At 46.5% G+C, this 14330-nt stretch carries 9 protein-coding genes; 4 read left to right on the top strand and 5 right to left on the bottom strand.

What is annotated here, in order from left to right; genetic code table 11:
• Positions 1-132: 132 nt before the first annotated feature.
• Positions 133-1266, bottom strand: a complete 1134-nt coding sequence (locus tag F7D47_RS02280; RefSeq protein WP_153086353.1) for a dTDP-glucose 4,6-dehydratase — start codon at positions 1264-1266, stop codon at positions 133-135.
• A gap of 26 nt (positions 1267-1292) precedes the next feature.
• Complete coding sequence (gene rfbD, locus F7D47_RS02275) at positions 1293-2165, bottom strand: dTDP-4-dehydrorhamnose reductase (RefSeq protein WP_117691527.1); 873 nt, start codon at positions 2163-2165, stop codon at positions 1293-1295.
• Positions 2166-2883: 718 nt separating this feature from the next.
• Here rfbD and F7D47_RS02270 point away from each other — a divergent pair.
• Positions 2884-4530 carry a DUF6377 domain-containing protein gene (locus F7D47_RS02270; RefSeq protein ID WP_153086480.1) on the top strand — a complete coding sequence of 549 codons (1647 nt, stop codon included), beginning with the start codon at positions 2884-2886 and terminating at the stop codon, positions 4528-4530.
• Positions 4531-4628: 98 nt separating this feature from the next.
• On the opposite strand, the gene F7D47_RS02265 is transcribed toward F7D47_RS02270, so the two are convergent.
• Positions 4629-5384, bottom strand: coding sequence for an SDR family oxidoreductase (locus F7D47_RS02265; RefSeq protein WP_117587184.1), 756 nt, complete (start codon positions 5382-5384; stop codon positions 4629-4631).
• Between the two features lie 86 nt (positions 5385-5470).
• Positions 5471-5977: a histidine phosphatase family protein gene (locus tag F7D47_RS02260; protein WP_118064606.1), complete on the bottom strand. Its 507-nt coding sequence runs from the start codon at positions 5975-5977 to the stop codon at positions 5471-5473.
• Between the two features lie 282 nt (positions 5978-6259).
• Here F7D47_RS02260 and F7D47_RS02255 point away from each other — a divergent pair, with 282 nt between their 5' ends.
• The 3 genes from F7D47_RS02255 (at position 6260) to F7D47_RS02245 (ending at position 11331) form a co-directional block, all read left to right on the top strand.
• Complete coding sequence (locus F7D47_RS02255; protein ID WP_022121970.1) at positions 6260-6910, top strand: DUF308 domain-containing protein; 651 nt, start codon at positions 6260-6262, stop codon at positions 6908-6910.
• Positions 6911-6937: 27 nt separating this feature from the next.
• A complete protein-coding gene (locus tag F7D47_RS02250; RefSeq protein ID WP_153086354.1) occupies positions 6938-9487 on the top strand; it encodes a transglycosylase domain-containing protein in 2550 nt (849 codons plus the stop codon).
• 107 nt (positions 9488-9594) lie between these two features.
• Positions 9595-11331 (top strand): AAA family ATPase, encoded by a 1737-nt coding sequence (locus F7D47_RS02245; protein ID WP_153086355.1) that lies wholly within the window; start codon positions 9595-9597, stop codon positions 11329-11331.
• A 130-nt stretch (positions 11332-11461) separates the two neighbouring features.
• On the opposite strand, the gene F7D47_RS02240 is transcribed toward F7D47_RS02245, so the two are convergent.
• Positions 11462-14323, bottom strand: coding sequence for a putative LPS assembly protein LptD (locus F7D47_RS02240; RefSeq protein ID WP_153086356.1), 2862 nt, complete (start codon positions 14321-14323; stop codon positions 11462-11464).
• Between the last annotated feature and the right edge of the window lie 7 nt (positions 14324-14330).

Raw genomic sequence — 14330 nt, 5'->3', positions numbered from 1 at the left:
AGTCCTGCATTTGCTGTTATAAACAAATACAGGACTCCTGATTCAATATGCAAAACAGAATCTCTTGCACCGGTTACAATAGAGACATGCACCGGTTACAATAGAAACATGTTCCGATTACTCCAAAAGCTATTATCGGTTTGAATACATATTATCGTAATACTTCTGATAATCACCAGAGGTTACATTGTCCATCCATTCCTGGTTATCGAGATACCATTTCACGGTTTCCTCGATACCCTCCTCAAACTGGAGAGATGGCTCCCAGCCGAGTTCCTTCTGCAGCTTTCTAGAGTCAATAGCATAACGCATATCGTGACCCTTTCTGTCTGTTACATAAGTGATGAGATCCATATCCTCGCCTTCCTTTCTGCCGAGCAATCTATCAACGGTCTTGATCACCACCTTGATGATGTCGATGTTCTTCCACTCGTTGAAACCGCCGATGTTGTAAGTCTCGGCAATCTTACCCTTGTGGAAAATCATATCGATGGCACGGGCATGATCCACTACATACAACCAGTCGCGCACGTTCTCACCCTTACCATATACAGGCAATGGCTTGCGATGACGGATGTTGTTGATAAACAGCGGAATCAACTTCTCAGGGAACTGGTATGGACCATAGTTGTTAGAGCAGTTGGTCACGATGGTTGGCATACCGTATGTATCGTGGAAAGCACGGACGAAGTGGTCTGAGCTTGCCTTGGATGCTGAGTATGGAGAGTGAGGATTGTACTTGGTAGTCTCCAGGAAGAACTCCTCGCCGTAAGCCTCATGGTTCTTATCGCTGGATGCCTTGGTCGTGAAAGGAGCAGGAATGCCCTCTGGATGAGTCATCTGCAATGCACCATACACCTCATCGGTAGAGATGTGGTAGAAGCGCTTACCCTCGTAACCCTCAGGAAGACTCTCCCAGTAAATCTTGGCAGCCTGGAGCAGAGACAGGGTTCCCATCACGTTGGTATGAGCGAAAGTGAATGGATCCTTGATACTTCTATCTACATGGCTCTCGGCAGCGAGATGGATGATGCCATCCACCTTGTAGTCCTGCATCAGTTTCAACATCAGGTCGAAATCGCAGATGTCGCCCTTAACGAATGTATAGTTAGGCTTGTCCTCGATGTCCTTGAGGTTAGCCAGATTACCTGCGTAAGTCAACTTGTCGAGGTTGATGATGTGATACTCAGGATATTTGTTCACGAAAAGTCTTACTACGTGTGAGCCGATGAAACCAGCACCGCCCGTGATAATGATATTCTTCATTTCAATTAATAATTTATAATTAATAATTATTTTGCTGCCGCCAATTCAGCGATGCACTTCTTCAAACTGTCAGTCCAGTATGGCACCTTGAATCCGAAAGTCTGCTTCAACTTACTCTTGTCAAGTACAGAGAAGTGAGGACGCTTCACTGGGCTTGGGAACTCCTCGCTGTAGCAAGGCTGTATATCGCAAGTATTTCCGCTCAGTTCGCAGATAATCTTAGCGAAATCAAACCAAGAGCAGACACCCTCATTAGAGAAGTGGTAGATGCCCGTCTTATCCAACTGGTCAGTTTCGATGATATGTGAGATAACAGCAGCCAGGTCGCCAGCGTAAGTTGGAGTACCCACCTGGTCGAAGACCACCTTCAGGGTGTCGTGACTTGCCGTGAGACTCTGCATGGTCTTCACGAAGTTCTTACCCCACTGCGAGTAGAGCCATGCTGTACGGATGATGATATGCTTGCATCCAGTAGCTTCAATACTCTTTTCGCCTGCAAGTTTCGTTTTACCATATACCCCCAAAGGATTCGTTTCCCAATCTTCACGGCAAGGTATATTCTTGTCGCCCTGGAACACATAGTCAGTAGATACATGAATCAATGTACCATCTACCTCCTTCATAGCCTGTGCCAAATTTCCCGCAGCAGTATTGTTGAGCAGATTAGCCAGATCGTAATCTGTTTCAGCCTTATCTACGTTGGTATAAGCAGCGCAGTTAACAATTACCTGAATATCATTCTCCCTCACCTTTTCTCGGATAGCGTCAAGATTGGTGATATCCAGTTTTTCATAGCCTTCAGCCACATCGGTGAAGACAAACTTGTGATTGCTTTTTTGGGCACAGATTTGCATTTCATGTCCCAATTGACCATTAGCGCCTGTTACTAATATATTCATTGTTTTAATATTTTATTCAATATAATATTTTAAAGTCTACTTACCATTTCCCTCTACACATGAAGAAAACTGATATTTTCTCTCGAAATCTATTTCCTACTACCTATATATATAAATCCATTCATCTATATATAAAATATGTGGCAAAGGTAAAAAAATAATTTGAGTTGACCAAAGAAAAGAAAAAGAAAAGAGAAGAAACTAACATATATTAAACAAAGACCGCCACACTTTTTCACAAAAGCATGGCGGTTTTCCCTAAAACATAATAGATAAGCTTTGCCTTTAAGGGCAAACTTGAATCATCAAGTAGCCTAGTCTATTACCAATCCTTTTTTCCCTAATATAAACTAAACCTGTTTTCCTATTTAAATCAACATACTAAATCAACAAAAGGAATTTTCTTTATCATTAAATACTTTTAGAAGACTTGAAGTGGTAATTAAACCATTAAAACTACTGTTTTCTGATTTCGTTTGCAAAGTTATATCATTTTTTTCAAAGTTGTATACCCAAGTAGCATTTTGGTAAAAAATCAGCCTACTAAAGAATCAGATAACTCATTAAGAATCAGAGGCTTTAATATATTAACTATTTTTATCTAAAGTAAATGGTATTATATGAAAGGAAATTTGCATCTTTGCACCACAAAACGGACAAAAGGACGAAAATAACATTTAAAAGACTATTTTGTTATAATCATAAAGAAACATTAATGATGAAACTACTTATATATTTACTTCTTTTGCTTACTATGCCATTGGCTGCTCAAGGCAAAACGGACGAGAAGACTTTATTGGATCGTATTGACAAGATGATTGAAAACGACCAATATTATCAGGGAATCAAGGAAAAGGAATTGAAACATCTGAAGCGGCAAGCTTATGAAGCTGAAGACAACCAAACCCGACTACTGTTTCTTGACAGCATATATCATGCCTATAGCGCTTACCGCTACGATTCAGCATACGCATATATGAAACAGGGGCTTGAATTGGCAGAAAAATGTCATAACACCTATTATATATTACGCAACCAGATAAACCAGGCGTCAATACTTTCGGTAAGGGGTTTTTATAGCAAAGCAGAAAACATACTCAAATCTCTCAATCCTGATGAGATGCCATATCAGTTGAAGCTATACTATTACTTCACCTTCGCCGGGCTCTATAATTACTGGGGATCATACGCCAAGGACTCTGATTACGCCGAAGAATTCCGTGCCCAGAAGAAACATTATATGACCCTTCTGATACAGAGTTTCAACGAAAACAATAAGCATAACGTCTTCTATCAGTATCTCATGGGCGAATACGCCTATCTCCACAACCCTACCAGCAAGGAATCGCTCAACTATTATCTGAAGGCACTGAAGATGTCGCCAGCCAAATCCCGTATCCATGCCATGTCAGCTTATGGTATAGCCAGATATTACAAAAATACCGGCAAATTCGACCTTTACGAGGAATATCTCGTAGAGGCATCCGTGAGCGATGGATTGTGTCAGCTCAAAGAAACTGTTGCGCTTCAAAAGCTAGCCTACTACATCTTTAAAAAGGATGCGAGCAACAGTAAGAGAGCTGCCAAATATATCCAGCACACGATGGAAGATGCACAGTTCTTCAACAACCAACTGCGCATGATGGAGATTTCCAACATCCTTCCAGTCATCGCTTCAGCCAACCAGCAGGCTGCCGAGCGCTCGCGTACCCGCTTTCTCTGGGGGTTCGTTGGTGTAAGCATAGCGCTGGTCATCATCCTCATCCTCTCCTTAGTCAACAACCGACAGAAGAACAGGCTGAAGAAAAACAAGGCTGAGATTGAAGAACAGAACGAGAAGCAGAAAGAGATGAATGCACAGCTCACCGAACTGAACCAGCAGCTGATAGAGACCAATATCAAGCGAGAGACCTACATGCGCCTCTTTATGGACATCAGTGCGGCTTATATCAGCAAGTTATCAGATTACCGCAAACTGGTAAGCCGTAAGATCAAGGCAAACCAGACCGCCGATTTGCTGAAGAGTCTCAACACCCATAAATTGGAAGAAGAGGAATCACAGATGTTCTACAACCGGTTCGATAAGGCATTCCTGGAGTTGTATCCGGATTTCGTTACTGAGCTGAACAAGCTCCTGCTGCCAGAATGTCAAATGGAAGTTCCTACTACGCACGACCTGACTACTGAGATTCGCATTTTTGCCCTGATGCGACTGGGTGTAACCGACAGCCAGGAGATTGCCACCCTACTGCATTACTCCACCCAGACCATCTATAACTACAAGTCTGGAATGCGAGCAAAGGCGATTAATCGAGATACATTCGAATCAGATATCAATCAGCTTTGCCACATCATTAATAGTTAATAATTAATAGTTTACAGTTTATAGCATAAACCGCTTTGACTATCTTGCTCAACGGCGCAGCCTCTATAAACTATTAACTATTAACTGTAAACTATTAACTAGCTTCTGTGTATCACGGTTCCGTTAGCCTGATGTGTAGCAAGAACCAGCACCTCAGCTATTTGCACGTGTTCTGGAGCACTTGCAGCATAGAAGGCTACATCAGCCACGTCATCGCCGTTCAGAGGCTCTATGCCGCGGTAAACGTTGTCTGCGCGGTTCTGGTCACCATGGAAACGGATGTTAGAGAAGTTGGTTTCAACCAAACCCGGTTTCACATTGGTAACACGCACTTTCGTATGTGCCACATCAATGCGCAAGCCGTCTGTAATAGCCTTTACAGCCGCTTTGGTAGCACAATATACATTACCTCCCGCATAAGCAGCATCACCCGCCACACTACCTATATTGATTACATGACCATGATTACGCTCCACCATACCAGGTACAATCAGGCGAGTCATGGTTAAGAGTCCCTTGATATTGGTATCAATCATCTGGTCCCAATCCTCAAAATCGCCCTCATATTCAGGTTCCAATCCACGTGCGAGTCCTGCATTATTGATAAGCACATCCACATTGCGCCACTCCTCAGGGATGTAATCCACCGCTTTCTTGGCAGCTTCACGGTTACGCACATCGAAAGCCAAGGCAAGCACCTCAACGCCCTCAGCCTCGAGTTCTTTCTTCAGGATTTCCAACTTTCCCGTATTTCTACCTGTAAGAATCAGGTTATAGCCGCCACGGGCAAAACGACGTGCACAACCTTCGCCAATACCGCTTGTTGCGCCTGTAATAAGAGCAATTTTATTCATATTCTTTGATACTTTGAATTATACTTAGAACTTTTGATACTTTGAACTTTATGATTAGCGAAGCAATTGAATTCTTCACTCTTCACTTAAAGAATAAGGACTCTGACCTCAGCATTCGCCATTTTCTCTATCTGGTTCATCGGACGTTTATAATAAACACTCTGGATAGCCTTGTTGATGATGCCATGCCCCACAGCAAGAACGGTCTGATCAGGATAAGTAACCTTGAGCCAGGTAAGGAAATTCTGGGCTCTTGATTTCATCTTTTCCAGCGTCTCTATGTTGTCCGGCCAATCCTTTGGGTCCTTCGGCAGGTCAGGGATGAATTTACCCGTAAAATCGCCCCAATCGCGCTCTCTGAGCAAGGGAGTGGTGACAACGGGATGCGAGCCGGCGATAATTTCACAGGTCTGTATACTGCGATAGAGATCGCTCGATACGAAAACATCGATAGGTGTACCCGCCATTTTCCTGGCCACTTCCTCAGCCTGCTCAATACCTTTCATATTGAGTTTTCCCGGTGTTTGTCCCTGCATAATTTGCGCCTTGTTATCCACCGTTTCACCATGGCGCACCAAATATAATTTTGTCATTGTCTTTACTTTTTCCGTCTATATCAAAAATGAGTTTTTACTTTTCCTAAGTCTATACTCCAGACATAGTTTTTACTTTCACTAAGTCTCTTTCCAAGACATCATGATTCTGATTTTGCTTACAAAATTACGGCTTTCTATCGAGACCAACAAATAATTTGCGTTAAATATAGCAATAATTAGCGTTAAATATAGCAATAATTTAAGTTTATATAAAAAACTTCTTGCTAGTTTCGGATTTCTTTCGTAACTTTGCCCCGAAATAACAAAATCAGTTTTAGTATGAAGGTAATACACAGTTCAATATTCCGCGCAGTATGCGCCATCATCGTAGGAGTCCTGCTCATCCAATATCGTGAGCAGACTGTCACCTGGATAACCATCGCCATCGGTGTTTTGTTTTTCCTTTCAGGTGTCATCTCCCTTGCCAGTTATTGGGCAGCCAAGCGCAATGCAGAGAAGATGCAGGGCCAGATTCTGTCTGATTCCAATGGTAAGCCTATCATGGGTATGATGCCTAAATTCCCGCTTGTGAGCGTAGGCAGTCTTATCCTGGGATTGCTGCTTGCCCTGATGCCTCAGGTGTTTATCGCCTGGCTGATGTTCATCCTGGCGTTCATCCTGATTTTGGGCGCTCTGACCCAGTTTGTCAATCTGGCTTCAGCAGCTAAGATGGGACGCGTAGGCATCCTCTTCTGGCTCTTCCCTTCAGCCCTTCTTCTGCTGGGTCTGCTCGCCATCATCAAGCCTTCAGCCATCGCCTCTGCTCCTCTTTTCATCATCGGTTGGGGTATGCTCATCTATGGAGTAGTAGAGCTTCTCAACGCCTTTAAAGTCTCCAACAACAAGAGAATCTGGCTGAAGAACCAGCAGCAGAAACAGGATTCAAAGGAGATTTATGTGGATGTAGAGGAAGTGAAGAACGAAGAGTAAAACAACGAAATCATTATATCATCATATATGAATAAAATTAAAGCTCTCTTTGCCTGGTTATGGCAAAAGTTTCGCGCATTCTGGCCTTGGTACAAGGGATTGTATCAGGGCAGAGCGTGGTATACCAAGACCCTCATTGGCTTGGCAAGTTGTATAGTCGCCTTCATCTTGTATCTGGGCGCAGTAGATATCAACTTCTTATGGCTCTTCGGCAAGTCGCCTGGCTATTTCTCAGGCATCCTGGACCCACAGACCTCAGAGGCCTCTGAAATCTATTCGGCTGATGGAAAACTCATCGGCAAGTATTTCAACGAAAACCGTACTCCGGTAGAATATGATGAGGTAACACCTGATTTCTTCAAGGCACTGGTAGATACCGAGGATGAACGATTCTACAAGCATATCGGTATCGACCCTATCGGTGTGTTTGCTGCAGCCAAGGATGCACTCCTCCATCATAACGGGCGCGGTGCTTCTACCATCACACAGCAGCTGGCGAAGAACATGTTCCGTGTACGTTCGCAATATTCTACCGGTTTGCTGGGCAAGATTCCTGTACTCCGCCTGCTCATCATCAAGAGCAAGGAGTGGATCATCGCGGTAAAACTCGAAACGGTATTCAGCAAGAAGGAAATCATCACCATGTATGCCAATACAGTAGATTTCGGTAGCAATTCCTATGGTATCAAAACCGCTGCGAAGACCTACTTCAACACCACCCCTAAGGAGTTGACCACCGGTCAGGCTGCCGTGCTCGTGGGCATGCTCAAAGCTACCACCTACTACAACCCACGCACCAACCCGGAGAACAGTCTTGCACGCCGCAACACCGTATTATATAATATGGTGACACATGGCGATCTCTCAAAAGACAGATACAATGAACTGAAAGACGAGCCTATCAAGCTCGATTTCAAGGTAGAAGAAAACTACGACGGACAGGCTAAATACTTCCGTGAGGCAGTAGCCAACTACCTGAAAGACTGGTGTAAAGACGAAGGTTACGATCTCTATACCAGCGGTTTGAAGATTTATACCACCATCGATACCCGCATGCAGAAGTATGCAGAAGATGCAGCCCGCAAGCAGATGAAACAGGTACAGCAGAACTTCAACAACCACTGGAGCATCCGCCGTACCCAGGCAGGCAAAGGCAACTGGATGGGTCAGGATCCTTGGCAGGATGAGAACCACAACGTGATACCAAACTTCATCCAGGGCATCGCCGAGCGCCAGCCATTCTACAAGGCATTGGTAGCCCGCTTCCCTAACAATCCCGACTCAGTAAACTATTATTATAAGGAGTGGGTTCACCCGGTTAAGGTATTCGATTATGACAAGGGCAGCATCACGATGAACATGACATCAGAAGACTCCATCAAGTATATGACCACCTTCATGCACTGCGCCTTTGTAGCCATGGAGCCACAGACCGGAGCAGTAAAGGCATGGGTGGGCGATATCGACTTCGACCACTGGAAGTATGACAAGGTAACAGCCGAGCGCCAGCCTGGTTCTACCTTCAAGCTCTTTGTTTATACCGAGGCGATGAATCAGGGTTTAACCCCTTGTGATAAGCGTCGCGACGAATATATCTCTATGGAGGTATACGATAAGAAGAAGCACGAAATGACCATCTGGCGTCCATCCAATGCCAACGGTTCGTTCTCGGGCGACAGTATCCCATTGAAGAGTGCCTTTGCCAAGAGTATCAACTCTGTGGCTGTAAGATTAGGACAGGAGATGGGCATCAAGCGCATCATCGAGACAGCCAAGAAGATGGGTATCAACAGTCCGCTGGATGACACCCCTTCTCTCGCCCTCGGTTCCAGCGATGTCAACCTCCTGGAGATGGCATGCGCCTACAGCACCATTGCCAACAATGGCAAGCACCACGACCCGGTATTGGTTACCAAGATTGTAGACCACGACGGTAAGGTGGTTTACGAGGGCCCTACCGATTCCGAGCAGGTAATACCTTACAAGAGTGCCTTCCTCATGCAGCAGCTCTTACAGGGCGGTATGAAGGAGCCGGGAGGTACATCCCAGAGTCTCTGGGGCTATGTAGGCAACTATCGTGATACAGAGTTCGGTGGCAAGACAGGTACCACCAATAACCACTCCGATGCCTGGTTCATGTGTGTGAGCCCTAAGCTCGTAGTTGGTGCCTGGGTAGGAGGCGAATACCGCTGTCTCCACTTCCGCACCGGAGCCTTGGGTCAGGGTTCGAGAACCGCTCTTCCTGTGTGCGGTTACTTCCTCCAGAGTGTCTTTGGCGACCCAGCCTTCCAGCAGTATCACGGCAAGTTTGACAAGCCACAGGACAGCGATATCACCAGCGATATGTACATCTGTGCAAGCTATGCACCAAAGCCAAAGGTAGATACCACCAAGGTAGACAGTACCGCCTTCCAGGAAGAGATCGTTCTCGATGACGAAGGCAACCCTATCATCCGCGAGGTTCCTGCCAAGAAGGCTGAAGGCGAATCTGCCAACGGTACAGCCACCACAGAAGAAAAGAAAGAGAAGAAGAAGGCCAAGCCAACGGAGCAGCCTGTCAACTTCGATGATCTTTAAATTTAGTTAATAGTTTATAGTTTATAGCGGCTACGCCGTTTAGCAAGAAGGCAATTTAATGTGGCTTATGCTATAAACTATAAATTATAAACTATAAATTAAATACAATGATTGATCTCGACAACCCGGAGTTGCAGAATGCACTCCAAATCATACAGTTTACCCGTCGTTCGCTTTTCCTTACCGGAAAGGCGGGGACGGGTAAATCTACTTTTTTACGTTATATAGCCGCCAATACCAAGAAGAAACATATCATTCTTGCCCCAACAGGCATTGCGGCCATCAACGCCGGAGGAAGCACGCTCCACAGCTTTTTCAAGCTTCCTTTCCACCCGCTGCTGCCCAACGACAGCATGTATTCCGTCCGCAACATCCGCAACACCCTGAAGTATAATTCAGAGAAGATAAAGATTATCCGCGAGGTAGAGCTCATCATCATCGATGAGATCAGTATGGTTCGTGCCGATATCATCGATTTCCTGGACAAGATATTGCGGGTATATTGCCGCAACATGCGAGAGCCTTTCGGGGGCAAGCAGCTGCTTCTGGTGGGCGATATCTTCCAGCTGGAGCCTGTGGTAAGAGAGGACGACCGCCGTCTGCTCAGTCCCTTCTACCGCAGCAGTTTCTTCTTCGATGCCAAGGTGTTCGAATACTTCAAGCTCGTGAGCATCGAACTCAAGAAGGTATACCGTCAGAGCGATCCCGTTTTCATCAGCATCCTCGACCATATCCGCACGTCTCAAGTGCCCATGCAGGATCTACAGCGCCTCAACCAGCGCGTGGGAGCCCAGCTCGATGAGAGCGATTCCAAACTTGCCATCACCCTCTCTACACGCCGCGATACGGTAGATTACATCAACGACAGCCAGCTCCAGTGTCTTCCGGGAGAGCCTTGCCTCTTCCGTGGCCACATACAGGGCGAGTTTCCGGAGAGCAGTCTCCCTACCCCTATCGAGCTTTACCTCAAGACGGGGGCTCAGGTTATCTTCATCAAGAATGATATCGAACATCAGTGGGTGAATGGCACGCTGGGCACCATCATCGGTTTTGATGAGGATGAGGATGCCAAGATTTATGTGCGTACCGAGGAAGGCAAGGATGTGATGGTGGAGCCTGCGGCATGGAGCAACATGCGATACCATTTCAATGAGGTTGAGAAAAAGATTGAGGAGGAAGAGATTGGCAGATACGAGCAGTACCCCATCCGTCTGGCTTGGGCGATAACGGTTCATAAGAGCCAGGGCCTCACCTTCAACCAGGTGAAGATTGATTTCACGGGTGGTGTCTTTGCGGGCGGACAGACGTATGTTGCCTTGTCCCGCTGCACCAGTCTCGAGGGCATCAGTCTTCAGGAGCCGTTGCGTCAGAGTGATGTCTTCGTGCGCAATGATGTCAAGCAGTTTGCCCGTCATTACAACGACCAGAGCACCATCAACACAGCGCTTACCCAGAGTAAGGCCGACAAGCAGTATCATGATGCCGTCAAGGCCTTTGACAGGGGCGATATGCAGTCGGCTCTCGATAACTTCTTCCTTGCCATCCACAGTCGTTATGACATCGAGCAGCCGCTTGCCAAGCGTTTCATCCGCAAAAAACTGAACAGGGTGAACGAGCTTCAGGCAGAGAACGAGCGGTTGCGTGAAGAAATAAGAAAGAAGGATGAAGAGAAGGAGAAACAGCAGAAGTTCCTCAAGCGCCTTGCCACGGAGTATGTGATTATGGGGAAGGAGTGCGAAAAAGAGGGCATGAAAGAGGCTGCCATCATGAATTACCGCAAGGCCCTCACCCTTTATCCTGAGCACCCGGAGGCGAAAAAAAGGCTTTTAAAGGTAAAAAAGTAAAAGGGTAAAAAGGTAAAAAGCAATATAGATAAAACAAAAAAAACAGGCAAAATGATTTTGCCTGTTTTTTTTTATTAACTATAAGCTGAAAAGCTCTATTAACTATAAACTTTCAACTATAAACTATCATCTAGTACCATTGTACAGCGTTCGAATAACCACTGCGCTTGTCGTATTTCAGCGCATCTGTCAGGGTGGCTGCGTTACAACGGAAGGTGAAGTTGTAGCTCGTATATGGAGCGAGAACCACAGAACAGCTCATGTTAAAACAGTGAAGATCACGGGCCAGACTGGCGGTGGTCATACTGATCTTGTGGTTGTCAAAATCATAACCGGATGAGAAACTGATGTTCCAGCCATCACTGATTCTTACGTTACCACTCATGTTCAGAGTCTGGGTAAACTTGTATGCATAGCGCATCGTCTTCTCATTGAACTTCTCTCTTCGCGTATCCTCGCGCATCGTTACACCATAACCGAAGGTCAGCGACCATGGCATCTTAAACGCCATATAACCATCTGAATCCGTTTCAGCCTTGCCACCCTTCTTGGCTGCCGTCTTACCCTTCTCCATGCTGTCGTCTACGTTGCTCTCGATGTCGGTATCCAGACCTTCATCGTCATCATCATTGCGCTGGCTGTCCTTCTTGTCGTCCTCATCATCGCCCCCGCCAAAGAGTTTCTTCAGCTTCTCCGGGTTCAGTGTGAACGAGAAGTTCTGCGACATACCCTGGAATCGTCCGAACCTGCCCTTGCCCCACTCCGTATGGGTACCCACATAAACATTGTTCTGGTCGTCCAGCTCGTAGGCATAGGTGGCAAACACAGCGTTCATGTTGAAGGTATAGTTCTTCCACCACTTCAGTCTGAGGTTGATGTTCATATCGCTCCAAGGGCGAACCTTGGCTGCGGTATTGTAACTCATGTTGATGTCGAACGCATCGATGATACTGAGTTTCTTGTATCCGGTAGAGTCCTTATCGCTCTTCACCTTCATCTCGATGTTGTTGCCCAGGGTAAACGAGATATTACCGCTCTTACCCTTGCCCGGCGCACCGTAGAGGGCATTGGCATACTTCGAGTAGCTCACCAGCGATACGTTTCCGTCGGCATCGGTCTTCTGGTAGGTGTCCCAGTAGCCGTAGCGTGAAGCTCCGAAGTCTGGGGCATAACTGAAACTCACCGTAGGCGTAAACACGTGGCGCACAGCCTGTATCTTATCTCCGAAGAGCTTGCGGCTTGGTATGTAGAAACCATAGAGTTTGGTAGAGAGACCTACACTCATGTTCCAGTTATACACGTTGTTGAAACCGTAGATGGTATCGCATTTCTCCGTTTGGCTGGCTTCATCCCATGATCTCTCCACCTTGTTGGTATACATACGGTCGGTGAAATTGAACGATGGGTTCACGTTGAGATATTTGAAGAGCGTGAATGTAGCGCTCACCGGTATCTGATGCTGCCATCCGTTGCGCCAGTCCTTGATGAGTGAACTGTGCATCAGCTTATCCTCTTTGGTATTGATGCTGTTAGAGATGTGTCCCGTATAGCTCATGGCTATCTTCTCGTACCATTTCTCATCGCCCACCATCTTCTTTCTGCGGAACGGATAGAAGCGCGAGATGCTGATGTTCAGGTCGGGCAGCGTCATGGCTATCGACGAGTCGCGCATATTCTGCGAGAGGTTGGCGGTGGAACTGAGCGTCATACCGATGCTTGAGAACGAGGTGCTCCAGTTAACAGATGAGGTTCGCGTACTCTGCGTCATCGTCTGCGGATTGTAGAGCGAATTGAGGTTGTTGCGTTCGTAGCTCGATGTGGCGAAGTTCACACTTGCCGAAAGCGAACTGTATGGGTTTGCCTTGCTGTCCTGGCGGTGGCTCCATTGCAGTTTGAAGCTCTCCTGCTCGGTAAAGTCTGGCATTCCCTTGTCGCCGTTCTTCGTATCCTGGTAACTGAAGAAGAAGGAACCCGAGTATTTGTATCTCTTTCGGTAGTTGCTGGCTGCCGAGAGTCCCCACGATCCCTTAGTATAAATCTCGCCCAGCAGCTTCAGGTCCCATTTATCGTTCATGGCGAAATAATATCCGCCATCTCTGAGATAGAATCCTCGTGCCGTTTCATCGCCGTAGGTTGGCATGATGAAACCGCTGCTGTAGCTCTTGGTGAACGGGAAGAAGCCGTAAGGGATGGCAAGCGGCATAGGCACATCGCACACCACGAGATAGGCTGGTCCGAATACCACATCCTTACCCGGCCTTACCTTGGCTCGGGAGAGCGAGATGTAGAAGTCGGGATGCGGATCATCGCAGGTGGTATACCTTCCGTGCTGCAGATAGATGACTCCCGATGAGTCGCGTTTCGACTTCATACCGGTCAGGAATCCGTCTTGCTGTTCTGTATATACATTATTAATAAGGGCCTTCTTGCTCTTGAAGTTGAATTTGATGGTGTCGGTATCATAGGTATCGCTACCCATCTTGAAGACAGGTTTGCCCTTGATGCCTCCCTCCGCCGTACTGTCGGGTGTACCCATCGCCTTCACGTTGCTCTTGTCCATATCCATGGAGATGCGGTCGGAACTGAGGTCCATGTTGGTATACTTCACGTTGGAGTTTCCGTAGAGATATGCCACCTTGTTCTTGGCATCGTATACGAGAGAGTCGTCCGCCTGATAGTTAACTGGTGCGTCTACTCCACCCTGTTTCTTTCTGGCGATACTGTCGAGGCGGATACTGTCATCCACCACTTTATTATGTTTCCATATAGCTTTCTGCAGCGAGTCCATCTGCGTGGTGTCGTCAGCCTGTTTCAGCTTGGGCTTTATTTCGTTGCCCAGCGAGTCTACGAACACACTGTCACCCACGCTGTCCACAGTTTCCGTCTTCTCCTTCTTCTTTTTCTTTTTCGAATCGGGCATACCCGGATTAGCCACCATCATACACGAGATGGCAGCGAGCAGCAGCATAGCTATCGTCGATTGTTTTCTCATTCAATAA

Source organism: Segatella copri, from assembly GCF_009494835.1.
Lineage (GTDB): Bacteria > Bacteroidota > Bacteroidia > Bacteroidales > Bacteroidaceae > Prevotella > Prevotella copri_F.
This window is presented reverse-complemented; position numbering and strand designations above follow the sequence as displayed.

Coding starts and splice junctions, on each gene's coding strand:
- F7D47_RS02245 (WP_153086355.1), top strand. CDS start 9,595: ATGATTGATCTCGACAACCCGGAGTTGCAGAATGCACTCCAAATCATA.
- F7D47_RS02280 (WP_153086353.1), bottom strand. CDS start 1,266: ATGAAGAATATCATTATCACGGGCGGTGCTGGTTTCATCGGCTCACAC.
- F7D47_RS02240 (WP_153086356.1), bottom strand. CDS start 14,323: ATGAGAAAACAATCGACGATAGCTATGCTGCTGCTCGCTGCCATCTCG.
- F7D47_RS02265 (WP_117587184.1), bottom strand. CDS start 5,384: ATGAATAAAATTGCTCTTATTACAGGCGCAACAAGCGGTATTGGCGAA.
- F7D47_RS02255 (WP_022121970.1), top strand. CDS start 6,260: ATGAAGGTAATACACAGTTCAATATTCCGCGCAGTATGCGCCATCATC.
- rfbD (WP_117691527.1), bottom strand. CDS start 2,165: ATGAATATATTAGTAACAGGCGCTAATGGTCAATTGGGACATGAAATG.
- F7D47_RS02250 (WP_153086354.1), top strand. CDS start 6,938: ATGAATAAAATTAAAGCTCTCTTTGCCTGGTTATGGCAAAAGTTTCGC.
- F7D47_RS02260 (WP_118064606.1), bottom strand. CDS start 5,977: ATGACAAAATTATATTTGGTGCGCCATGGTGAAACGGTGGATAACAAG.
- F7D47_RS02270 (WP_153086480.1), top strand. CDS start 2,884: ATGAAACTACTTATATATTTACTTCTTTTGCTTACTATGCCATTGGCT.